24 protein-coding genes and 1 tRNA gene are annotated in these 21,211 nt (G+C 67.8%); 11 read left to right on the top strand and 14 right to left on the bottom strand.

Going from position 1 to position 21,211, the window contains the following annotated elements; translation table 11 throughout:
• Positions 1-296: 296 nt before the first annotated feature.
• Complete coding sequence (locus tag WEA29_04895; protein ID MEX2323090.1) at positions 297-1,058, bottom strand: SDR family oxidoreductase; 762 nt, start codon at positions 1,056-1,058, stop codon at positions 297-299.
• A gap of 98 nt (positions 1,059-1,156) precedes the next feature.
• On the opposite strand from WEA29_04895, the gene WEA29_04890 reads away from it, so the two are divergent.
• Positions 1,157-1,873, top strand: a complete 717-nt coding sequence (locus tag WEA29_04890) for a hypothetical protein (protein MEX2323089.1) — start codon at positions 1,157-1,159, stop codon at positions 1,871-1,873.
• Between the two features lie 58 nt (positions 1,874-1,931).
• Here WEA29_04890 and WEA29_04885 read toward each other — a convergent pair whose 3' ends face one another.
• A complete protein-coding gene (locus tag WEA29_04885) occupies positions 1,932-3,383 on the bottom strand; it encodes a solute carrier family 23 protein (protein ID MEX2323088.1) in 1,452 nt (483 codons plus the stop codon).
• A gap of 217 nt (positions 3,384-3,600) precedes the next feature.
• Here WEA29_04885 and WEA29_04880 point away from each other — a divergent pair, with 217 nt between their 5' ends.
• Positions 3,601-5,136, top strand: a complete 1,536-nt coding sequence (locus WEA29_04880; GenBank protein ID MEX2323087.1) for a YjjI family glycine radical enzyme — start codon at positions 3,601-3,603, stop codon at positions 5,134-5,136.
• Positions 5,108-5,941, top strand: coding sequence for a radical SAM protein (locus WEA29_04875; protein ID MEX2323086.1), 834 nt, complete (start codon positions 5,108-5,110; stop codon positions 5,939-5,941). Before WEA29_04880 ends, WEA29_04875 begins: the two co-directional genes overlap by 29 nt.
• Here the strand turns inward: WEA29_04875 and WEA29_04870 are convergent.
• Together WEA29_04870 and WEA29_04865 are read right to left on the bottom strand one after the other, a co-directional pair.
• Complete coding sequence (locus tag WEA29_04870; GenBank protein MEX2323085.1) at positions 5,865-6,764, bottom strand: DMT family transporter; 900 nt, start codon at positions 6,762-6,764, stop codon at positions 5,865-5,867. The genes WEA29_04875 and WEA29_04870 overlap by 77 nt on opposite strands.
• A 47-nt stretch (positions 6,765-6,811) precedes the next feature.
• Positions 6,812-7,096, bottom strand: a complete 285-nt coding sequence (locus tag WEA29_04865) for a helix-hairpin-helix domain-containing protein (GenBank protein MEX2323084.1) — start codon at positions 7,094-7,096, stop codon at positions 6,812-6,814.
• A gap of 106 nt (positions 7,097-7,202) precedes the next feature.
• Here WEA29_04865 and WEA29_04860 point away from each other — a divergent pair, with 106 nt between their 5' ends.
• A complete protein-coding gene (locus WEA29_04860) occupies positions 7,203-8,342 on the top strand; it encodes an acyl-CoA dehydrogenase family protein (protein ID MEX2323083.1) in 1,140 nt (379 codons plus the stop codon).
• Positions 8,343-8,387: 45 nt separating this feature from the next.
• Here WEA29_04860 and WEA29_04855 read toward each other — a convergent pair whose 3' ends face one another.
• From WEA29_04855 to WEA29_04835, 5 genes are all read right to left on the bottom strand, one after another.
• Positions 8,388-9,779 (bottom strand): PQQ-dependent sugar dehydrogenase, encoded by a 1,392-nt coding sequence (locus tag WEA29_04855; protein ID MEX2323082.1) that lies wholly within the window; start codon positions 9,777-9,779, stop codon positions 8,388-8,390.
• A gap of 40 nt (positions 9,780-9,819) precedes the next feature.
• Positions 9,820-11,319: an MFS transporter gene (locus tag WEA29_04850; GenBank protein MEX2323081.1), complete on the bottom strand. Its 1,500-nt coding sequence runs from the start codon at positions 11,317-11,319 to the stop codon at positions 9,820-9,822.
• The gene (locus WEA29_04845; GenBank protein MEX2323080.1) at positions 11,316-11,978 is read right to left on the bottom strand and encodes an LppX_LprAFG lipoprotein; all 663 of its coding nucleotides are present in this window, start codon (positions 11,976-11,978) and stop codon (positions 11,316-11,318) included. The genes WEA29_04850 and WEA29_04845 overlap by 4 nt, the downstream gene beginning before the upstream one ends.
• Positions 11,979-12,116: 138 nt before the next feature.
• Complete coding sequence (locus WEA29_04840) at positions 12,117-12,245, bottom strand: hypothetical protein (GenBank protein ID MEX2323079.1); 129 nt, start codon at positions 12,243-12,245, stop codon at positions 12,117-12,119.
• A 576-nt stretch (positions 12,246-12,821) separates the two neighbouring features.
• Positions 12,822-12,893, bottom strand: a tRNA-Arg gene (locus WEA29_04835).
• An 85-nt stretch (positions 12,894-12,978) separates the two neighbouring features.
• Here WEA29_04835 and WEA29_04830 point away from each other — a divergent pair.
• Together WEA29_04830 and WEA29_04825 are read left to right on the top strand one after the other, a co-directional pair.
• The gene (locus tag WEA29_04830; GenBank protein ID MEX2323078.1) at positions 12,979-14,064 is read left to right on the top strand and encodes a sigma-70 family RNA polymerase sigma factor; all 1,086 of its coding nucleotides are present in this window, start codon (positions 12,979-12,981) and stop codon (positions 14,062-14,064) included.
• A 204-nt stretch (positions 14,065-14,268) separates the two neighbouring features.
• On the top strand, positions 14,269-14,721 hold the full coding sequence (locus tag WEA29_04825; protein MEX2323077.1) for a hypothetical protein: 453 nt from the start codon (positions 14,269-14,271) through the stop codon (positions 14,719-14,721).
• 217 nt (positions 14,722-14,938) lie between these two features.
• Here WEA29_04825 and WEA29_04820 read toward each other — a convergent pair whose 3' ends face one another.
• Both WEA29_04820 and WEA29_04815 read right to left on the bottom strand, forming a co-directional pair.
• Positions 14,939-15,370, bottom strand: coding sequence for an ATP-binding protein (locus tag WEA29_04820; GenBank protein ID MEX2323076.1), 432 nt, complete (start codon positions 15,368-15,370; stop codon positions 14,939-14,941).
• Between the two features lie 112 nt (positions 15,371-15,482).
• Entirely contained in the window at positions 15,483-15,677 is a 195-nt protein-coding gene (locus tag WEA29_04815) for a hypothetical protein (protein ID MEX2323075.1), read from the bottom strand.
• 211 nt (positions 15,678-15,888) lie between these two features.
• On the opposite strand from WEA29_04815, the gene WEA29_04810 reads away from it, so the two are divergent.
• Complete coding sequence (locus tag WEA29_04810; protein MEX2323074.1) at positions 15,889-16,806, top strand: YceI family protein; 918 nt, start codon at positions 15,889-15,891, stop codon at positions 16,804-16,806.
• Here the strand turns inward: WEA29_04810 and WEA29_04805 are convergent.
• Positions 16,803-17,381, bottom strand: a complete 579-nt coding sequence (locus WEA29_04805) for a thioredoxin family protein (protein MEX2323073.1) — start codon at positions 17,379-17,381, stop codon at positions 16,803-16,805. The genes WEA29_04810 and WEA29_04805 overlap by 4 nt on opposite strands.
• Positions 17,382-17,566: 185 nt before the next feature.
• Between WEA29_04805 and WEA29_04800 the strand changes: the two genes are divergently transcribed.
• On the top strand, positions 17,567-17,869 hold the full coding sequence (locus WEA29_04800; protein ID MEX2323072.1) for a hypothetical protein: 303 nt from the start codon (positions 17,567-17,569) through the stop codon (positions 17,867-17,869).
• A gap of 45 nt (positions 17,870-17,914) precedes the next feature.
• Positions 17,915-18,403 (top strand): plastocyanin/azurin family copper-binding protein, encoded by a 489-nt coding sequence (locus tag WEA29_04795; GenBank protein MEX2323071.1) that lies wholly within the window; start codon positions 17,915-17,917, stop codon positions 18,401-18,403.
• 118 nt (positions 18,404-18,521) lie between these two features.
• Here the strand turns inward: WEA29_04795 and WEA29_04790 are convergent, their stop codons facing one another.
• Both WEA29_04790 and WEA29_04785 read right to left on the bottom strand, forming a co-directional pair.
• A complete protein-coding gene (locus WEA29_04790; protein MEX2323070.1) occupies positions 18,522-18,683 on the bottom strand; it encodes a hypothetical protein in 162 nt (53 codons plus the stop codon).
• A gap of 38 nt (positions 18,684-18,721) precedes the next feature.
• Positions 18,722-19,339, bottom strand: coding sequence for a NifU family protein (locus tag WEA29_04785; protein MEX2323069.1), 618 nt, complete (start codon positions 19,337-19,339; stop codon positions 18,722-18,724).
• A 74-nt stretch (positions 19,340-19,413) separates the two neighbouring features.
• On the opposite strand from WEA29_04785, the gene WEA29_04780 reads away from it, so the two are divergent.
• Positions 19,414-20,679: an ATP-grasp domain-containing protein gene (locus tag WEA29_04780; GenBank protein ID MEX2323068.1), complete on the top strand. Its 1,266-nt coding sequence runs from the start codon at positions 19,414-19,416 to the stop codon at positions 20,677-20,679.
• A gap of 285 nt (positions 20,680-20,964) precedes the next feature.
• A partial coding sequence (locus WEA29_04775) for a hypothetical protein (GenBank protein MEX2323067.1) occupies positions 20,965-21,211 on the top strand: 247 nt, incomplete at its 3' end.

Genomic DNA, 21,211 nt, shown 5'->3' with positions numbered 1-21,211 from the left:
CGGGGGCGGGATTTGAACCCGCGACCTTCGGGTTATGAGCCCGACGAGCTACCAGACTGCTCCACCCCGCGCTGTGTCAGGTGATTGTACGGCGCACTCGCCCGTGTGCCAATCCGCCTACGACGTGCCGAAGCCTTGCGGCGGTTGTACCCCGTCGACCAATTCGCTGCTCGCCGCCACCAGATGCCAGTCGTCAATGAGCACGGGGTCGTCTACGGGAGTGGCGGTCACAGAGACAGGAAACGGAGGTGGCACCGTTCCTGAGCAAGCACCGTGTCCTCGGGAACGGGCCAGACTCAGGCCGCAGACCAGCCGTTGTCTACGGTCACCAGCGCGCCGTTGACGTAGGAAGCTTCATCGGAGGCGAGCCAGGAGATGAGTGCCGCCACCTCGTCCGGCTGGGCCGGTACCTGGGGCATCGTCGCCATCGTTCGCATCGCCGATTGCATCGCCCAGTCGCTCTTTGGTGCCGCACTCGAGCCAATGCCGGTGTCCACCGGGCCGGGCAGCACACCGTTGGACCGGATGCCGTCGGCGGCGTAGAAGAAGGCGATGTGCCTGATGAGCCCCACTACCCCATGCTTCGAGGAGGTGTAGGCGACGCCGGATGCTCCGGCGCCGAGCGACGCCTTGGAACCGACGGTGACGATGGCGCCACCTCCTGCTACCTTCATCAGCGGCAGCACGGCACGGCTGAGCCGCATCACGCCCGTCAGGTTGACCGCGAGCACGCGGTCCCAGGTGGCGTCGTCGACCTCGTCGAGAGGCAGGAAGTGATCCATGATCCCGGCGACGTTCGCCAGGATGTCGATGTGGTCACCGGCTTCGGCGATGATCCGGTCGACGTCTGCCTGATCGGTGACGTCGGCCTTGAGCAAGGTTCCATCGATGCCTGCCTCGGTGAGTGCGGCGCGGGTCTCTTCGATGGTGTCGTCGTTGACATCGCAACCGATCACCCGGGCTCCTTCGGCGGCGAGACGAAACATCGTGGCCCGGCCGATGCCCGAGGATGCACCGGTGACGATGGCGGTCCTGCCCGTGTGGCGCGAGGTGTCCATGGTCCGTGCCCTCCGTTTGCCGGATGTCGTAGAACCTACGAGGCTGCGGTTGGTCCGGCCAGGGCCGAAGGTCCGCGCGTTGCCTAGCCTGCCACTCGATGACCGATGCACCCAACGCGAGGCTGCACGCGGCCCTTGTTGCCGCCTACCGGCCGTATGTCGAGTCGAGGCTCGGCGATCGGGGCTTCCCGCCGGTGGCCGAGGCGATCGCCGAAGGGTCAGGCTGGCTCGATGCTGCACTGTCCGAACTCCTCGACCTACCGGCAGCCGAACAGCGGCGGTCGCCGTTGGAACTGTTCCAGGAGGCGATGCGGTTCCCGACGGACGCCCTGGAGGCCGCCGGAGTGCCGCCGGTGTCTCGCGACCCGGTCAGTGAGTCGGCGCTGCCCGGTGATCTCTATGACCTGGCGCCGGCGTCGTCACAGGCACTGGGGGAGGATGCCTGGCGGGCGCACCTGGAGTGGGGGGCGAACAAGGCGGCCCGGATGCGTCCGCTCGCCGTGCTCGTCACCAGGAACCTCATGGACGGCAGCAAGGTGGAGGCGGCAGGGGCGAGTCGTGGATACCGGGTGGCGACGGTTCGTCGTGTCGACGCCCTTCCCGAGCATGCCGTGGTCGTTTTCGTGGATCTGGAGCATCCCGACGCCGACGAGGCGGTACGGAGCGCCTCGAAGCAGGCGGGCCGGGTGGTCGCCTTCGGGCCGCACGTCGACGACATCGCCATGGTCCGCGCCCGGACGCTTGGCGCCGATGAGGCAATGCCTCGCTCGCGGTTCTTCAGGGACCCGTCGGCCCACTTCCCGACGATCGTCTGACCCTGAGCGCGAGTGAGGGGCGGGACCGAAGTCCCGCCCCTCTACCCGACGACTCACCTCACGTGGTTGGCGTCGTGTATCCGCCCGGGGTTGGCGTCGTGATTGGCGCCGTGTATTCGTCTCCGAGCGCTCCGCGCTCCTCCAGGGTGCCTGGGATCAGGTTGTCCAGCAGCAGGCCGAACACGGCTGCCGTGGCCATGCCCGACGAGCCGATCGAGCGGACGATGTCGGTCAGCCACTCGATGCCCCACATGTCGAAGTCGGCGGCGGCAGCGCTGCCGAAGTAAGCCGGGAACACGAAGCCGGCGAACAGGATGAATCCGATGATCATCAGGTTGCGTTGCGAGTCCAGGTCGACGCGCCTCAAGAGCGACAAACCGACCGCAGCAATCAGCCCGAACAGCGCCAGGTAGGCGCCGCCAACGACCGGCGTGGGGATGGTCGCCACCACCGCACCGAACTTCGCCAGCAGACCCAGCACCACCAGCATCCCGGCGCCGAGCAGCACCACGTAGCGGCTGGCTACCTTGGTGAGGCCCACCAGGCCGATGTTCTCGGAGTACGACGTCGAGGCGAATCCGCCGAAGAGGCCGGTCGCCATGCAGCCGAGCCCCTCCGCACCGATGCCCCGGTTGATCGTTTCTGGGCTCGGGTCCCGACCGGTCGCGATCCGGGAGATCGCGTGGTAGTCACCGAACGACTCGATCATCGACGCCAGATATGCGGCCATGATCGCCACGAAGAATCCGAGATCGAACAGCGGCGTTCCCCATGGGAACAGGATGCCGCCGTCGCCGACCGTCACCCCACGGACCCACGGTGCGTCGCCCATGCCGGCGAACGAAACCGCTGCCGGATTCCCGTCACCGAACACCCCGACCTGCGTCAGGATCCACGCAATCACGTAGGTCGCCACGATGGCGAGCAGGATCGGGAACAACGAGAAGAAGCGGTACTTCTTCGACAGCACCAGCGAGAACACGAACACGAGCGCCAGCATCAGGAACGACATGCCCCAGTGTGACGACGCCGTGGCCGCAGCCGCACCGAACAGTGAGAGTCCGATCAGGGCTATCACCGGCGCGATCGTCACCGGAGTCACATACTTGCGCAGCCTGCCGAACAGGCCGCCGTAGCCGAGCACGATCTCCAAAACCGCACCGAGGATCACGGCGCCGGCGATGTACCGCATGGCGTCCTCACCCGGGTGCGCGGCGATGATGGCGAAGAACGCCGCCAGGAAGGCAAACGAAACGCCCTGGATGATCGGCAGCCGGGAGCCGATCTTCACCTGCAGGAACGTTGCGATTCCAGAGCAGATGAATACCGAACTCACCAGGATGGCGATCTGGCCCCGGTCGAAGCCCATCGCGGGTCCCAACAGAAGCGGGACCAACACCGTGGCCCCGAACATCGTCAGAACATGCTGTGTGCCCAGGCCAAGAGCCTTGACAAATGGCCTCGGTACATCGTCGAGGCCGTAGTTCAACTCGAGTCTCCCCGTAGTCATCCCCAACTTCCTCCTTGGTAGAGGTGTCTTCCCGCATTCCACAATACGCGGATGGGTCGGTGCCATGCCGAGCAGAGCGGAAGGTTTTTTCGCGCGCCCCGACGGGGCGATTTGACTGATGACCCGCTCGGGCTGACCCACCCCGGGACTTTCGACCCTATCCGCGGCGTCGGCGACCGGTGAGTCTGAGGGAAGCCGAACTCTCGAGGTGGGGCCGATGCACGATGTCGACGACTTCGCTGCTCGCAGCCGCGATCTGATCACCGCGCCCGCGCTGTCCTACCGCCAGCGGTTGCACCAGCTCGCGCTCCTCGCCGAGGACCTGATGCCCTATCCCAAGCTGTCGGCAGCGGCAGAACATGCCCTGGCGTCCGGGCTCGTGTGTGACCTCGCCGAGGGCCATGCCCCGTACCGGCCCCGGTATCTGCTTCCCGACTACGCGGTGGCCCTTCGTAACGGGAGCGACTACCTCGAGCTGGCGCCTGCGGCTGACTTCGAAGATGCCATCACCAACCTTCAGATCCTCTATCACAACGTTCCCTCCATCACCTCGTACCCGGTGTACTTCGGTGACCTCGACACACTGCTCCTGCCATACCTCGACGATCGCACCGACGCCAATCTCGACGAGGTGATCACGCGGTTCTGGCGCTTCCTCGATCGCACGATCCCGGACGGCTTCGCCCACGCCAACATCGGCCCGACGGACAGCCGGATCGCCCGCTCGGTGCTCCGGGTCGACGCCGCCCTGGCGCAGGTGGTCCCGAACCTCACCTTCAAGTACGACCCTGCCGTCACCCCGGACAGCCTGCTGGATCTGGTGGCCGCCTCCATCTGTGCCGTCAACAAGCCTCATATCGCCAACCACCCCATGATCTCGGCCGACTTTCCCGAGGGGTACGGGGTCGTGTCCTGCTACAACACGCTTCCGCTAGGTGGTGGATCGCACACCCTGGTTCGGCTGAACCTTGCCGTGAGCGCGCGGCGCCATAAGGGGGATCCGGCGTCCTACCTGAGCAGCACTCTCGCCGACCACGTTGCCCTCACTTTCGAGGTGATGGAGGCTCGGATCCGCTTCCTCGTCGAGGAGTCGGGCTTCTACGACCACTCGTTCCTGGTGCGCGAGGGACTCCTGCACCGCGATCGGTTCACCGCCATGTTCGGGATCTTCGGCGTCGCCGAGATGGTCGAGGCGCTTCTCGGCGACGAGGTGAGATACGGGTGGGATGCCGAAGCCAATGAGCTGGCGGAGTCGGTGATCGCCGAACTCGCCGCGCTGGTGGGTGAGCGGCACATGCCCTATTGCCGTGGCGATAGAGCCCTGCTCCATGCGCAGTCGGGGATCAGCGACGACATCGGGGTCACTGCCGGAGCGCGAGTCGCCACCGGGCACGAACCGGAGACGGTCGACCACGTGCTCGCGGTGGCACCACACCACGGCCTGTTCCCCAGCGGAGTCAGCGACATCTTCGCTGTCGACGGCTCGGTGAGGGCCAACCCGCAGGCGATCGTCGACGTCACCCGTGGCGCCTTCGATGCCGGTATGCGCGAGATGACCTTCAACGTCGAAGGCTGCGACCTGGTGCGCGTCACCGGATACATGGTTCGTCTGTCGGACATCGAACGGCTGAAGCGCGAGGGCTCGCGAATCGCCTCCACCGTTCTCGGCGCCGAGTCGGTGGAGCATTGGGGGCTGCTCGACCGGGCGCCACGGGTGATCACTCATGAGTTCAACCCGCGGCCTCGTCGCTAGCTCTCTGCGCTCCAGCGGGGTCGACGGACCGGGGAACCGATACGTCCTGTTCCTTCAGGGGTGCAACTTCGACTGCGTCGGGTGTCACAACCCGACGACGATCCCGCGCTACGAAAGCGTCCCGGATCCGCCCTTTGGCGAATGGCGCGCCGTCGACGATGTGCTCGTCGAGGTCCGTTCACTTCGCCCCTTCCTGTCGGGCGTCACGGTCTCGGGAGGCGAGGCGACGCTTCAGCTCGACTTCCTCGTCGACCTGTTTGGAGCCATCAAGGCAGATCCCGGGCTTCGGGGCCTCACCACATTGGTCGACACCAACGGGACGCTCGACGAGTCGGGGTGGGAGCGACTTGCCCCGGTGCTCGACGGAGCCATGGTCGACCTCAAGGCCTGGTCACCCGACCTGCATCGCGCTCTCACCGGGTCTGCTCCCTGGGCGGTTCATCGGTCGATCCGATGGTTGGCGGCTCGCGGCCTGCTCGCCGAGGTACGGCTCCTCCTCATCGAGGGGGTCAATGACTCTGAAGACGAGCTAGCGGGTTGGGCGTCGTTTGTGGCCGGGGCTGCCCCCGGTGTGCCAGGGAGGGTGCTCGCCTTTCGTCACCGGGGGACGAGACACGCCGCACGGGAGTGGCCCGAGACGAGCGAGGCGGCGGTGGCCAGGGGTGAGTCCTTCCTCGCGGCCGCTGGTATGCCTGTCATCGGCGAGGTCACGACGGTGCTCCGGGCGGTCAGCCCAACGGAGGCACCGGAGGCCCGGGTTCAGCCGCGGGCACAGCCCGAACCGTTCCCCGTGTCGACGCAGTAAGGATGCCCGCCATGACCAGGCCCACGCCCACCCACTGAAGGGTCGCCAGGGCTTCGGTGAAGAGGATCCTCGCCCAGACGATGGTCAGCGCCGGTTGAAGCAACAGCATCACGGAGGTGTCGAGCGCCGGGAGGCGGGGAAGCGCCTTGGTGATGAGGAGCCAGCCGAACACCTGGATGAGGGTGCCGAGCAGTAACAGCCACCCGTGAGCCGGCCAGGTGAAGGCGAATGAGAATCCGGAGTCGAGAGGGGATAGGAGGAGGGTTCCGACCGCGGCCCCTGCGGTGGCGTCGAGGAGGGGCCCCGGGGTCGGCGCCAACCGCTTGTTGGAACTGCGCAGCAGCAGGAGAAAGCCGGTATAGGTGATGCCGGCGCCAAGGGCGAGGAGCGCTCCGAGGCTTGGGTTCTCGCCGTAGGCGTCGCCGCTGCCGACGCCCCCGATCAGGGTGACCCCGATCAGCACCACCGGGACCACGGCGAAAGCGACGGCGCTCGGCCGCTCCCGGAGGATCACCCAGGCGAGGAGTCCCACCCAGAGCACCTGGGAGTTGGCGACGACGGTAGCCAGCCCGGCGCCGATGTAGTCGATGGCGGTGTGCCACAGCACCAGATCGATCGCCAGCAGCCCCCCGGCGGCGAAGGCGAGGAGTCGCTCTCGGCGGGTTCTCGTGTCGGTGACGAAACGCGTGGCAACGATGAGCACCGGTATCGCATATGCGGCGCGAAAGAACGCAGCGGTGGTGGGGGAGACCTCGGCGAAGCGAACGAAGATCGCCGAGAACGAGATGGTGACGATGCCAACGAGGGCGGTAATGCGGGTCACGGGGCGGAGACGATAGCGACGGGGGGCCGGCCCGTCCCCACGAGGGTCTAGCTCCGCTCGGCGAGCGTTCTCTTTCGCTCGGCAGTGAACGCCCACCAGGGCATCTTCGGACCGCCATCCACGTAGCGCACTGCGGCTGTGAAGGTGTCCAGGACGCACGGGTCGTAGCGGGTGCCGGTCGTGTCGTTGAGCCGGTCGTACAGGTCGTACGGGTCGCGGCCGACCAGGGCGTTCGGGTGGTCGATTCCAACGCGCCGCAACACGGCGGCGATCGCCGGACCCACGTTGGGGATGTCCTCGAGGCGCTCCAGTCGGCGCTCGTCGTCAGCCATGAGTCGGATCGTAGGAGCCGCTGGTGTCAGGATCTCCTCCGGCAGGAGCAACGATCCGGCGTCGCCCGAGTAGCCTCCGCCTCCCCGAGCCCGGAGCCAATCGACCGTGGACTTCAGCCTGTCCGACGAACACGAGGCGCTGCGTCGGCTGGTGCGTGAGTTCGCCGAACGCGAGATCGCACCGCATGCCGAGGCATGGGATCGTGACCATCACTTCCCGGTCGACACCGTGCGCGCCATGGGGGATCTGGGCCTGTTCGGGCTGGGCCTGCCCGAGGAGTACGGGGGCTCCGGGTCTGACTTGCTCGCCCAGTGCATCGCTATCGAGGAGCTCGCCCGCGTGGATGCGTCGATGGCGCTCACCTTGGAGGCGGCGGTGGGTCTCGGCGCCGGTCCGATCGCCCGATTCGGCACCGACGAGCAAAAGCAACGCTGGTTGCCCGACCTAGCTGCCGGTCGCGCCCTCGCCGCCTTCGGGCTCACCGAGGCCGATTCAGGGTCCGATGCTGCCGGGCTGCGCACCCGTGCCGCCCTCGACGGCGACGAGTGGGTGATCGACGGCACCAAGGCGTTCATCACCAACTCGGGTACCGAGATCACGTCGCTGATCACCGTGGCGGCCAAGACCGGCGACGACGAGATCAGCACCATCATCGTCCCGTCGAGAACACCGGGGCTCACGGTGGAGCCGCCGTATCGGAAGATGGGCTGGCGGGCCTCCGACACCCACGGGCTGCGCTTCGACGGGTGCCGGGTGCCCGCCGATCACCTACTCGGTGAGCGCGGCAGGGGGCTGCGCCACTTCCTCGAGATCCTCGACGAGGGGCGGATCGCCATCGCCGCCCTCGCCACCGGGGTGATCCAGGGGTGCCTCGACGAGGCTCGGCGCCACGCCTCGGAGCGCACCGCCTTCGGCAAGCCGATCGGAGCCAACCAGGCGATTGCTTTCATGGTCGCCGACATGGGCGTGGCCGTCGAGGCATCGCGCCTGCTCACTCATCGAGCGGCGTGGCTGCGGGACACGGGCCAGTCGTTTCGCACCGAGGCGGCCATGGCGAAGCTCTTCTCGTCGGAGGCTGCGGTGACCGCCACCCGCCAGGCAACGCAGATCTTCGGCGGCGCCGGCTTCATGGACGAGACGCCGGTGTCTCGGTACTACCGCGACGCCAAGGTGCTCGAGATCGGAGAGGGGACCAGCGAGGTGCAGCGGTTGGTGATCAGCCGCGCCCTGGGAATGCCGGTCTGAGCGAGCCTCCGGCTGGCAGCTGGCAGCTGGTAGCTGGTAGCAGGGCTAGCGCCTCGGGACGATGCGTAAGATGAGGCCGTCGGTGTCGACCAGGAGCAGTTCTCCGTTGGCGTCCAACCCGAACGAGCCGATGTGGAGCAGGTCGCGGTCGAGTTCGGTCAGGGCGGCGTCGATGTCGGCGGTCCAGTCCCGGTGGTCGGTGACCTCGCCGTTCTCGTACTTGAACGACCGCATCCACCCGTAACACCAGTCGCCGTAGAAGTAGTGACCCCACAGCTCGGGCATGGCAGAACCGCGATATACGAAGCCACCGGTCAGCGAGCAGCCACCCTCCTCGTCGGTGTGTTCGACCAGGTGGATGGGGATGACGCCGCGGTCCATGTCGCAGCCGTCGCTCGGCGTGTAACACATCGGGCCTTCGAAGTTGGGCCAGCCGAAGTCGAGTCCGCCTTCGCCGATGGTCACGGCGTTGACCTCCTCCCAGTCGAGCTGTCCCACGTCGGCGACGTACATCAGGTTGGACACGGTGTCGAAGGCGAACCGCCACGGGTTGCGCAGCCCGTAGAACCAGATCTCCGGTAGCCCGCCCCCGGCGACGAACGGGTTGTCCGGCGGGATGGCGTAGTTCTTGCCGCCCTCCGACCGGTCGACATCGAGCCGCAGGATGCTGCCCTGGAGCTTGGTGAGGTCCTGCGCGGTGCGATCACCCAGGCCACCGTCCCCGAGGGCCACGTACAGGTAGCCGTCGGGTCCGAACTGGAGCATCCCCGCTCGGTGGCGCACGCCCTCTTGAACCACGTCGAGTAGCACCCGTTCCGTCGAGCGGTCGCCGGTGGCAGCGTTCGACGGTGAGATGGTGAACTCGGCGAGCCGCGAGTGGGGGCTCGTGCTCGGGTCGGTCGTGTAGTAGACGAACATCCGCCCGTTGCTGGCGAAGTCGGGGTGAAACGCCATGCCGAGCAGGCCGTTCTCGATGCCGGCGGGGTTGACCCGGTCTTGGAGGTCCATGAACACCTCGGTGGTGCCATCGGGCGCTGCCGTCCAGATGACGCCGCCGCGGTCGAGTATCCAGATGCGGTCGTCGCCCTCCAGCCCGGTGGCATAGACAGGGAACGACCTAGTGGCGACCCGTTCGAGGGCGATGCCCTGGAGGGCGCCGGTCCCGTCGGGGATGGTGGGCTGGGTCATCTGGCTGGTGTCCGTCGGGAGCGTCGTCGGGGTGTCGCCGTTGGTCGGAGGTGCGGTCGTGGGTCCGGCGGCGGTGTCCGACCCGAACGGGTTCGATGTCATCAGGAACCAGGTGAGGGCGGCGCCGCACACGATGACGATCAGCGTGAATGGCCGGTTCGGTCCCGAGAACGGCCCACCTCCGCTGGCCCGGGGAGCGGCTCGTTGCACCGGGGGACGGCGTCCCCGAGGGTCTCGCGGCGAGGTCATCGGAGTGGATGATGCCATGTCGCCGGGCCGACCGGTGCGTTCAGGTGGCCCGGGTCGGTGATCGCCTGATGGCCACCGCCACCACGAGGGCAGCGGCTGCGATGACCGCCGACACCAGAAACGTCTCCGACAGCACGGTTGCAGAGATCTGGCGCTGCGCCGCCTCCACCGCGTCGGCGTAGGCGGGGTCGGTGATCGGTGGCAGGTCGACGGTCCGGCGGAGCGCGTCGAACCGGTTGAGCGCCCATGCCGTGAGCCCGGCGAGTCCCAGAGCGAGGCCGACGAGCCTGGCGACCAGGACCACCGAGGCCGCCACCCCGCGGTCGGGACCGGCCGCGGCGTCGACCACGGCGGCACTCAGCGGGGCGGTCGCCAGGCCGAGCCCGGCTCCCGCGATCATCAGGTGGGCCGCCATCGCTGCCGTGGTGACGTCGGTGTCCCACCCGCGGCCCATGAGGAGCAAACCGGTGACGAGCAGAGCGGTCCCGAACATCACCGGAAGCCGGTAGGTGATTCGGTCGGCGAGCCACCCTCCTACCGGAGACGCCGCCGCCATCGTGGCGGTGAGGGCGGTGAGCACGATCCCGCTGGTGACCGCCGCCGCCCGCAGGTCCGCTTCGAGCACCAGATTGACGAACAACGGGACGTTCACCATGGCGACGGCGAGGATCGCCCCGATGGACAGATTGACGATGAGCGCCGGCACCACCGGTCGGCGGCCGAGCAGGCCAGGGGGCACCAGTGGGTCACCGGCACGACGCTCGGCGATGACGAACCCGACGCCGGCGACGATCGCCAGCGCGAACACCGGCCAGGCCGGTCCCGACCTGGAGCCCTCGAAACCGGCGAGGTCGCCTGCCGAGGCGATGCTGCCCAGGCTGAGCAGGCCGACGACGACGGCGACGAGAGCGGTCGTGATCAGCAGGGCGCCGGGGAGGTCGAGCGAACGACGCTGGGTGGGCCGGGGAAGGTGTCGCATCACCCGGGCGGCGAGGATGAGGGCGACGATGCCGATCGGCACGGCGCCGTAAAAGTGCCATGGCCAGTCGGCGAAGCGGATGAGGACGGCACCGACGAGCGGGCCGCACACGTAGCCGAGGGTCTCGGCACCGAAGAGCACTCCGAAGGCCCTGCCGCGGCGTTCCGGGAACAGGTCGGCGACGGTGGCCAGGGCAGCCGGGACGACGGCACCGGCTCCGATGGCGGCGACGACCCGTGCAGCAACGAAGGTCTCCAGCGTCGTGGCGAACGGGGCGAGCGCCGAGCCGATGGAGAACAGGGCCAGGCTGCCGACGACGACGCGGCGCCTGCCGACGACGTCGCTGAGTCTTCCCGCCAGTGGCATCGCCCCGACATAGGCGACGATGTAGGCGTTGACGATCCACGCCGCTCGCCCGAATCCGTCGGGGAGGGGGATCTCCAGGTGGACGATGATTCGCCTCAGCATGGTCGTGGCCACGGTGAGGTCGACGGAGCCGATGAAGGCGGCGAGGGCCAGTACGACGACGACCCTGGTTCGTCCCGACGGGATCGTGGTCACGCGGGGGGTTCTACGGTCGCCGGCTCGTCGTACGGGCCGAGCGTGATCACCCAGTCGGTCTCACCGTCGGCCCCGGCGGTGCTGAACCGGACCTCGAGCAGCCGGTCGGTGGCGCGGTCGATGACGAGGGTGATGTCCACGTCCTGGTCGGTGACCAGGCCCGAGGTGACCACGGCGATGCGGGCGGCGGGGGCGACGCCATCGACCTGGTACCCACGGGAGTGGGACGAAACCGTGGCGTCAGTGATGTCCTCGGCGAGCAGCGGCTCCCACCCTTCGTCACTGAAGACCACGGCAGGGTTGAATCCGGTGCCCGGATCGAGTTCGTCCCACCGACCGGTGAGTGGCTCGGTGAGCCAGGTGCGTTCGGCGATCGAGATGGTTCCCAGGTCGGCGGTGACGGCTCCGAGGCTCATGGTGAGGACGGCGCGAGCGCGGTCTGGTGCGACGTACACACCGCTGGCGCTGCGCATGGTGAGTCCTGAGATGGTGATGGCGGCGCCGTCCACGGTCATCTCGAACTCGGCAGTCTCGACGCTCGCCATGGCCGCTGCCGACCGTTGGAGGAGATCGTCCGGGTCGGGCAGGGTCTCGCCGTCGCCGGTGCAGGCGCTGGCCAGCGCAGCGGCGATGAGCAGGGGGACGATGCGCACACGCATGGCGGTTGAGGTTACCGGTGGCGGCGGGACGGCAACACGATCGCTTTCCGACGGGGATAGTTGGCATAGAAACGTGCCCGGGTTGGTCGACCCGGGCACGCCCCTATGCGCCAATGCGCTATTCCTCACCCAGATCTATTAGCCGCCCGATTCGACCTCGATCGTGACCCCGGGGGAGTCGCTTGTCTCGTCGGTTTGGGTAGTGAAATACCAAATCCCCACGATCACTGCTGCGGCGATGATCAGCGCTCCGATGATCGTCGCCATCGAGCGTCCTGAGCCGTCGTTCGTGACGATGACATCTCGTCCCTGGTCTGACATGGCTGGTCTCCAGTCGTTGTCTTGGCGTCCCACCGCGAGGTGGCAAGCCTCATGCCATGCCCCGTACCCGGACCACGCACTTGCGAAACGCTTGGTTGCCGGTTGCCGGTTGCCGGTTGCCTGTTGCTCCGTTGGAGGTAAAATGGATGGTGTCTCGCACCATATAGGAGGACAAGTGAGTACCACCGGCTGGATCATCCTCATCGTCGTTCTGTTCCTCGTGTTCGGCGGGTACGGCTTCAACAGGCGCCGCCGGTAGGGGTCTATCGACGGCGCTTTCCTCGGCGCCAGGTAGGCCTAGCGGTCAGAAAGCCGCGACAAGCTTCGCCTGTCGCGGCTCTCTGACCGCGAAGTAGAGCCGGTCAACTGCTCCGTCGAGCTCCGCTCGGCGGTCGGCGCCCTCCGCAGGAGTCGAACCTTCTGCCCTCGGTGTCGTGGACGCTTGGTCGTTGGATAGGTGTAGGAGCGCTCTGGCTGTCAGCTGTGAGTTGTTGGCTCCGCCGACCTCTGCTCGGCGGTTCGTGCCCTCGGCAGGAATCGAACCTGCGCACACGGTTTAGGAAACCGACGCTCTATCCCCTGAGCTACGAGGGCTTGCGCGCAAGCGTAGAGGCGTTGCTTTGCCTACCCTCGAACGGCTGTCACACTCCCGTTGTCATTCCGTCGTGGGGGTTCGCTGATGCCGTCGATCGACATTCCCGCAGCGCCCGACTCAGCCGGGATGGCGCGACGCTGGCTTCGTGAAGTGGTGTCCCCGTTGTCGGCGTCGGGGGCCGAGGCGGCCCTCATGCTGTCGGAGTTGGTCACGCACTCGGTGCTCCTGTCTCCGGATGACCCGGGCACCATTCGTGTCAGCGCCGAGAGGAAGGTGGGCAGTCTCCGCATCAAGGTAGGCCCGTCCCAGGAGCCGTCCGATGACGTCGAGTCTCGCCTCGCCTTCATGGTTCTCGACGCCCTTGCTCGCGAGTGGGGTCATGCCACCAACGACGGCGAAGTGGTGGCGTGGTTTGAGACTCGCCTGCCCGGTGGATCGACCGCCCTCGCCGCTGCGCCCGACGAGGAGTTGCTGGTGCAGGCAGCCAGGGACGCCGACTGCCGTGACGAGATCTTCCGCCGGCACAGGGGACTGGCTACGGGCATTGCCGGACGCTTCAGCGGCAAGGGGATCGACACCAAAGATCTGGAGCAAGTGGCTTCGATCGGGCTGGTGAAGGCGATCTCGAGGTTCAAGCCAGAGGCCGGAGCCTTTCAGGCTTTCGCCCGGGCGACGATCTCGGGCGAGCTGAAACGCCATCTCCGAGACACCGGATGGGTCATGCGTGTTCCACGCAGCGTCCAGGAGTCGGCGCTGGAGGTCACCGCAGCCCAGGCGAGGCTGGCTCAGGCCCTGGGGCGGTCGCCGGACTCCACCGATGTCGCCGCAGAAACCGGCCGTTCCTTGCGCGAGGTGGCCGAGGCGCTCCACGCATGGTCTGCCTACCGACCGATGTCGCTCGACGCGCCGATCGGCGACGATGACGGTGCCACTCTCCTCGAGTCGGTGGGGGCCGACGATCCCGCACTGCTGCTCAGCGAGGAGTGGCAGCACCTGGCGCCGATCCTCGGAGGCCTGCCGGAGCGAACGCGCGAGATCCTGTATCTGCGCTTCTTCCGCGACCTGACCCAGGCAGAGATCTCCGACCGTGTGGGAGTGTCTCAGATGCATGTGTCGAGAATCCTGAAGGCGGCGCTGGGCACGATTCGCGAGGCAGTGGAGTCGCCCTGACCGAGGTTTGCCGCATCTCGGCGGCGGGTATGGGCCTTCCCGACGACAACGGGAGGTCGAATGACTCAGCAAAGCGATCCGAATGAAACCCAGGCACCACCCCCGCCGGCTGTAGATCCTGCGCCCACTGGAGATCTCCGCGACGCGCCGCGCGTCGAGGAACACTCGGATGTGCGGGAGTCGGTGGTCGACAGGCGGGTGTCCGTGGACAAACGCACATGGAGTCCAGCCCAGCTGGTCGCCGGTGCCATTGGTCTCTTCCTCGTCGTGATGGGAGCGGTGGCGCTCCTTCGCGGTGGGATCGAGACGATGACGAGTCCGACATCGACGGTGCTCGGGTTCGTCCACACGCCGCTGATGGCGATGATCAGCATCGTGTTGGGGGCGATCTTCCTGTCAGCTGCCGCTTCGACCCTAGGAGTTCGCAACACCCTGACCTTCCTAGGGCTTGTAGCCCTCGGATTCGGTCTGGTGGTGGCGATCGAGCCGGGGGCCACGACCGCCTGGTTCGGCGGCAGCCGGGCTCTCGGTGTTCTCTACATGGTGATCGGCGCAGCAAGTCTGATCGCAGGCTGGACGTCGCCGACGATCACCAGTCACCAGCGGACCAGCACGCGTAGCGGACACGACAGGGTCGATACCGACTCGCGCACCTGAAATCTGCCAGGCCCGAATTGACCGCGCGTGGTGTAGCGCTCGAACGCTCCACCACGCGCGTTCAAGCCGACGGTTGGGCGTTTAGCTTCCGTCGGCCGACGTGTCGTCGATGCTGTCGATGACGCCTAGTGCCTCGATGAGCTCCGTCAGTTCCAAGAGCCGGCGCGCCGGGCTGCCGGGTGGAGCCACCAGCCCGGTTCTGCAAGGTGCCCGCTCATCACATCTCGAACCAGACGGTCGTTCCGGCTGCGGGTGCTGTGCCGTTGGTCACGCCCCAGCGTTCCGCCAGAGCCTCGACCACGGCCAACCCTCGACCCCTACCGTGGTCGGGGCGGGGGAAACCCGTGCGAGCCTCGACGGTTCGGACCGTTGTCTGATCGACTTCGACTCTGAAGCCGTTGTCCGCCTGGCGAAAGTGGACCCTTAGCGGGGGGAGGTCGGAGCCGCCGTGAAGGACGGCATTGGTGACGACTTCCGAGAGGGCGAGGGCAGCATCGTCGGCGCGGGCGTGGTCGCCCAGCCACGATCGCACGAGGCGCCGCGCCGCTCCGGGAGCCGATTTGTCGGCTACGACGCGCGCTACGCGGGTGGTAGAGCCGTGAGGGTCGATACCCCGGTCCCGCTCTGTTCCTTGCTCCTCAGCGTTCACACGCCTCCTCTTAGATGCCACCGAATGTCTCCACGGACCGAGCGCTCCCGGTGTGGCATGTTCCGGCCGGGGTCGCGACCAGGTCTCTCATGAGAAGTCGCGCAGGAGATGATCAGGATTCGATCCCGGCAGAGACTTCGACCGTCGCGTGCGTGGGACCGGCGTCATCCCGGCCGTCGGTCCTGAACAGCGAGCCGATTACCAGAAGGGTCAGAATCATGATCAGCGTGCCAGCCCACCAGCCTGTGGCTCGAGGTCCCTCGAGTTTCTCCAGTAGGGGGTCTCGCTGCTGCGTGATGGAAGACATGTCGCTCTCCGTGTCCGTGCAACGCTCGGTGGCGCTGTGCGTTGGACATACCCCCTCGCCCCCGTCGCTAAACCAGGTCATTCGCCGGAGGTCCTGATGGCCGACGTAACACTCATTGGGGTCACGGTCGAAGGTGGACGCGGGCCGATCGCGCCACCAGGGGAAGTGGCGCGACCGGTTGATCAGGACCGCTCAGGATCCGACTCCGGTCGTGACCTTGACCGTCACGTCGGTGGGTTCCGTCTCCCCCACCTACCCGTCGCCAGAGGACGCGAAACCAACCGTGCTCGAGGCGTCGTCGGCATTGCACCTTGCTGCTGCGACACTCCCCGGGATGACCGAACCGCGCCGCCGCCTGTCACGCAAGTGGGTCGTGATCACCGTCGCCGTCGTGGTCGGCGCAGCCGCCGGGGCCTACGGCATCTACTGGTTCCTGAGCAGCGACCCTCCACCGCCGGTGGACATCGGAGCGATCGCCTCGACCACGACCGCGGTCTCCGATATCGGTTCCGACGAGGTCCGCTCCGAGAACGAAGAACCGCTCGGTTCGCCGGAAGGCCAGTGGATCGTCGACACCACGGTCGGGGAGTTCTCGATCACGGAGCAGACGGGGGCCACCTTTGTCGGGTTCCGGGTGGATGAGGTGCTCCGTTCGATCGGGTCGACCACCGCCGTCGGGCGCACGCCCGGCGTCACTGGGGCGCTCGAGATCGTGGGCACCACTCTCGTCTCAGTCGAGGTGGTCGGTGACCTGACCCTGCTGGTCAGTGACGAGTCGCGCCGGGACGGCGCGGTCCAGCGGTCCCTCGAGACGAGCACCCATCCGACCGCCGTGTTCAGCCTCACGGTTCCGATCGACTTCGGCGATGGGGCCACGCTCGGCGAGGCGGTCCGCCTCGCCGCCACGGGCACTTTGACCCTCAAGGGCACGACCCAACCGGTCGAGGTCGGCATCGAAGCGCAGGCCGTCGGGGATCGGATCCTCGTGGTCGGATCGTTCGAGATCCAATTCGAGGACTACGACGTCACGCCGCCGTCGGCGATCTCGGTGCTCTCCGTGGAGGACCGCGGGATCATCGAGTTCCAGGTGTGGTTCTCGAGGGTGGGTGCCTATTCGCGCACCCGCTAAGCGGCGTAGTCCGGAGCGTTGCCGGGCCGCCACTTGATCGAACACCCCATCGACGGGTACTGCTCCTCGGCCACGGACTCATCGGCGAGCACGGCGTCGATCGCAGCGCGGAGTTCTTCCCCGGTCACCGGCAGCGGCATGTTGGGTCGACTCTCGTCCATGCGACCCCGGTAGACCAGCGTCCGGTCCGGCCCGAAGAGAAAGAAATCAGGCGTGCAGATGGCGGTGTACGCCTTGGCGACCTCCTGAGGCTCGTCGTAGAGGTAGGGGAAGACATACCCGGCATCCTTCGCTTCGGCGGCCATTGCCTCGGGGCTGTCGTCGGGATGCTCCGTGGGGTCGTTCGGCGAGATGGCGACGATGCCGATGTCGGCACCGGCGTAGTCCCTGCCGAGCGCAGCCAGACCGTCCCGGACGTGCTTGACGTACGGGCAGTGGTTGCAGATGAACATGACGAGCAGCGCCTTGTTGTCGGCGTAGTCGTCGAGCGACACGGTTCGCCCGCTCACCGTGTCGGGCAGTGAGAACGGCGGTGCCGTGGTTCCCAACGGCAGCATGGTCGAGGTGGCAGCCATGATTCCTTCCCTGTGGAGGCCTTCCCTGACGGTAACCGCCCCCGTCGGCTGAGAATTCCCCGACCTACTTGCGAACGCCGGTGCGCTTGTGCCGCTGGACCTCGGGAACGGTGATGTCCTCGACCGTGGTCCGGGGGAGATGGGACCTGTGGCAATGATCCCTCCCATGGGGGTACAGTCGCGCGGTGGTGGTGTCCCTGGGTCGAACCGGCATGGGGCGGAGGGTCCTGCTAATGGTCCTCCTCCTGCTGCTCGTCGCGTTCCTCATTCACGGCGTGGCCATGGGGCCGCACCACGTCGCCGACAGCGGCTGCGGGACCTGCGTGACGGCGATCCTGCTGTTGGTGGCCGTGGCCGTGCTCGTGGCCGAATGGACGAGCCGGGTGGTGTCGGTCGCCCCATCGGCGAGGCGGGAACCGCTTCCGGCGGAGGCACCGCCGCGGTCTTCCCGCCATCCCCCCGACGACGGTACGGTGTTGCGACTTTGATCGGTCCCTTTTCGATTCCTGACCTATTCGAAAGGAGAACGATCAATGACATTCACTTACCGCGTGACGATGTATGCCGTCCTTGTACTAGTCGTAGCCGCCTGCGGCGACGACAAGCCTGGGGAAGAGGCCTCGGATGGCGTGCGCCGCATCGAGATCAGCGCCGCTGAGTTCCATTTCACCCCGGACCTGGTCACGGTTTCGCCGGGCGAGACCGTGGAATTCGTCGTCACCAACGACGGCGATATCGACCATGAGTTCCGTGTCACCGACCAGGCCGGCATCGACGCCCACATCGAGGGCGGTCACGAGGAGCACGGAGGCGGCGACATGGACGACATGTCCGACGATGGCGACATGGGGGACATGGGCGAGGCTGGCATGGACTCGGGCATGCTCACTCTGGCCCCCGGTTCCGTGATGACCCTCACCGTCACCTTCCCCGACAACCCGGAGGAGCTGACCCGATTCGTGTGCCTTATCCCCGGTCACTACGAGGCCGGGATGGTGGGCGACATTCGCTACTCGTCGTGAGATAGCGCGCCGGCAGGGCCGGTTGGCGAACAGCCGGCCCTGCCCGGCCCCGAGCCAGTGCCGCTCGCCGCCCGCCGCGCGCCGGTGAGCCGGACGAGCGGACCCTGCCCGTTCGCCTTCATCGGGCCTCCCCGAGCGTCGATCGAAGCCGCCGATACTCCTCGGGCTCGATCTCCCCGCGGGCGAGGGGGTGGTTGAGCACGGCGAAGGCATCGACGCCCCTCCGGTCGGACCGGCTCGGGTCCCACGCGGCGACGGTGACGGCCCACAGGACCTCCACGCCGATCCAGTCGGGAGCGCAGCGTCCGGCGGGGACGGCTACTTCTTGGCGGCCTCGTAGTACGGGTTCTCCCCCGAGGCGTGGTCGGTGACGTCGACGACCCGCATCACCTCGGGTACGGACTCCTTGATGGCCACCTCGATGCCCTGCCCCAGGGTGACCTGGGCGAGCCCGCATCCCTGGCATCCGCCGCCGAGACGCAGGTACACGGTGTCGTTTTCGACGGCGACCAGCTCGGCGAAGCCGCCGTGCGCGGCGATGGCCGGGTTGATGTTGGTGTCGAGGACGGACTGCACCCGCTCCGCCAACGGCCCGGTCAGCTCGCCGTCCCCCTTGGGGATGGCCGGGCTGGGGCCGTTGGGATTGTCGATGGCCAGTCCGCCCTCCTTAACCCCGATGACCGCCCCGTCGAGCCGGTCGGCGCTGTTGGCACGCACCACCACCGGCAGCTCGCCGAAGTGTTGGAGGACATCGTCGTCGGTGGCGTCCTCGATCGGGATGAAGGTCAGCTCGTAGGTGAACTCGAGCCCGGTGACTCCGATGATGCCGACAGTGAGGGCAAGCTGGTCGGCATCGGGCTCGTCGGCGCGGATGCCGAGGATGGCCTCGACCGCCTCGGTGGTGACGGTGAGGACGGTGCGGTCGGTCAAGGGCATCGGGCCATGGTAGGTCGGGTCGGTCCGTGGCCAGCCCGACCGAGATGCGGGCGGCACCATGCCGTCCGGCGCCCATGTGGAGGTTCCCGCCCATCGCTGCCATCATCAAGGTGACCATGCCTCTAGTCACCCTGGTCCTGCCGCGCACCTCGTACAAGGGTGCCGATTTCGTGGCCGCCGCCGACGAGCTGGGGGTGGATCTGGTCGTGGCCACCGACGGCGCCCCGGGCATCGTGTCCGGCCGGCTGCGCCGAGTGGTCCCGATCGACTGCGCCGATCCGGCCGGGGCGGCCGAGGCGATCGTCGCCGACGCGAGGCGCGCTCCGGTCGACGCCGTGGTCGGGGTCGACGACTCCGGGGCCGTGATCGCGGCGATGGCCGCCGAGCGCCTCGGGCTGCCGCACAACGCCCCCGAGTCGGTGACCGCCGCCACCGACAAGGCGATCATGCGGGGTCGGATGGCGGCGGCCGGAGTGGCGCAGCCCGCCTTCCGGGTCGTCGAGTCGGCGGAGGACGCCCGCCGCGCGGCAGGGGAGATCGGGTTCCCGGTGGTGGTCAAGCCGGTGTCGCTGTCGGCGAGCCGGGGCGTCATCCGGGCGGACGACGGGGTGGCGCTAGCCGCCGCCTTCGACCGCATCGCCGCCATCCTGGACGAGGCGGGCGTCGGCGGCCCGCTGCTGGTGGAGGAGTACATGGACGGGGACGAGGTGGCCGTGGAGGCGCTGGCCACGTCGGAGGGGCTGGAGATCCTGGCCGTCTTCGACAAGCCCGATCCCCTCCACGGTCCGTACTTCGAGGAGACCATCTACGTCACGCCTTCGCGCCACCCCGTCGAGGTGCTCGACGGGGTGGAGCGTGTCGTTCGCGACGCGGTCGCCGCTCTCGGCCTGGCCCACGGGCCGGCGCATGCCGAGGTGCGCCTCACCCCCGAGGGACCTCGGCTCATCGAGGTGGCGGCCCGCTCCATCGGAGGCCTGTGCGGACGCTCTCTCCGCTTCGGCATGCTCGGCCAGAGCCTGGAGAGCCTGTTGCTGCGGGCAGCCCTGGGGATGCCCCGGCGGGGGATGCGGCGCCACACCCAGTCCAGCGGGGTGATGATGCTCCCCATCACGGCGGACGGGATCCTGCGGGGCGTCCGTCGCACCGAGGCCGTCGCCGAAGTGGAGGGGATCACCGGCCTCGAGATCACCGTTCCTGTCGGCCGGAGGCTGCGGCCCCTGCCCGAGGGCGACCGCTACCTGGGCTTCCTGTTCGCCGCGGCGGAGAGGCCCCACGAGGTGGAGTCGGCCCTCCGCGAGGCACACGGCCTGCTGGAGATCGTGATCGAACCGTCGCCATAGACGATCCTGGCCGCGGCCCGGGGCACCGTCCTGCGTGGGGAGGCGGGTAGGCGATATCACCTAGTGGGGAGGGCAGTGGTTCGCGCAGCGCTCGTGAGCGGAACCACCGGCGTCTGCGGGGTCGATCGGCCCTACCCCCCGGACCTCGTGTCCCCGACCATCACGGAGACAGTGGAAGCGTCTGCGGAGGTGAACGCCGTGAGCATGCCATCCGACGACACGCAGGTCGCGCGGGACCCCGCGGCGAATGGAACTCGTCGGCGAGGTGGCGCATCAACGCGGGGCATGTGGAACTGGTTCGGCGCCGCGTTCGGGATCATCGTGCTGCTCGGAGGGAGCATCCTGTACATCGGCGGCCGGTCGGGTCCGGCCGTCGACGAGGCGCCGGCCGCCGAGTCGCCGGCCCCGGTCGCGCCGGCGCCGGAGGCCGCCGGGACCGATCACGACGCGGCCGAGGACTCGCCGGCCGCCGTGGGTGGCTCGACGTCGGCGGTGTTGCTCGGGATGTATGTGGTGGATTCGTTCGGGTTCC

The sequence above is a fragment of the Acidimicrobiia bacterium genome (genome assembly GCA_040902765.1).
Lineage (GTDB): Bacteria > Actinomycetota > Acidimicrobiia > Spongiisociales > UBA11373 > DATKBG01.
The sequence above is the reverse complement of the archived record's forward strand: the minus strand, read 5'-3'. Positions and strand labels throughout refer to the sequence as shown.

Coding starts and splice junctions, on each gene's coding strand:
- WEA29_04895 (MEX2323090.1), bottom strand. CDS start 1,058: ATGGACACCTCGCGCCACACGGGCAGGACCGCCATCGTCACCGGTGCA.
- WEA29_04890 (MEX2323089.1), top strand. CDS start 1,157: ATGACCGATGCACCCAACGCGAGGCTGCACGCGGCCCTTGTTGCCGCC.
- WEA29_04885 (MEX2323088.1), bottom strand. CDS start 3,383: ATGACTACGGGGAGACTCGAGTTGAACTACGGCCTCGACGATGTACCG.
- WEA29_04880 (MEX2323087.1), top strand. CDS start 3,601: ATGCACGATGTCGACGACTTCGCTGCTCGCAGCCGCGATCTGATCACC.
- WEA29_04875 (MEX2323086.1), top strand. CDS start 5,108: ATGAGTTCAACCCGCGGCCTCGTCGCTAGCTCTCTGCGCTCCAGCGGG.
- WEA29_04865 (MEX2323084.1), bottom strand. CDS start 7,096: ATGGCTGACGACGAGCGCCGACTGGAGCGCCTCGAGGACATCCCCAAC.
- WEA29_04855 (MEX2323082.1), bottom strand. CDS start 9,779: ATGACCTCGCCGCGAGACCCTCGGGGACGCCGTCCCCCGGTGCAACGA.
- WEA29_04845 (MEX2323080.1), bottom strand. CDS start 11,978: ATGCGTGTGCGCATCGTCCCCCTGCTCATCGCCGCTGCGCTGGCCAGC.
- WEA29_04840 (MEX2323079.1), bottom strand. CDS start 12,245: ATGGCGACGATCATCGGAGCGCTGATCATCGCCGCAGCAGTGATCGTG.
- WEA29_04830 (MEX2323078.1), top strand. CDS start 12,979: ATGCCGTCGATCGACATTCCCGCAGCGCCCGACTCAGCCGGGATGGCG.
- WEA29_04815 (MEX2323075.1), bottom strand. CDS start 15,677: ATGTCTTCCATCACGCAGCAGCGAGACCCCCTACTGGAGAAACTCGAG.
- WEA29_04805 (MEX2323073.1), bottom strand. CDS start 17,381: ATGGCTGCCACCTCGACCATGCTGCCGTTGGGAACCACGGCACCGCCG.
- WEA29_04795 (MEX2323071.1), top strand. CDS start 17,915: ATGACATTCACTTACCGCGTGACGATGTATGCCGTCCTTGTACTAGTC.
- WEA29_04785 (MEX2323069.1), bottom strand. CDS start 19,339: ATGCCCTTGACCGACCGCACCGTCCTCACCGTCACCACCGAGGCGGTC.
- WEA29_04780 (MEX2323068.1), top strand. CDS start 19,414: ATGTGGAGGTTCCCGCCCATCGCTGCCATCATCAAGGTGACCATGCCT.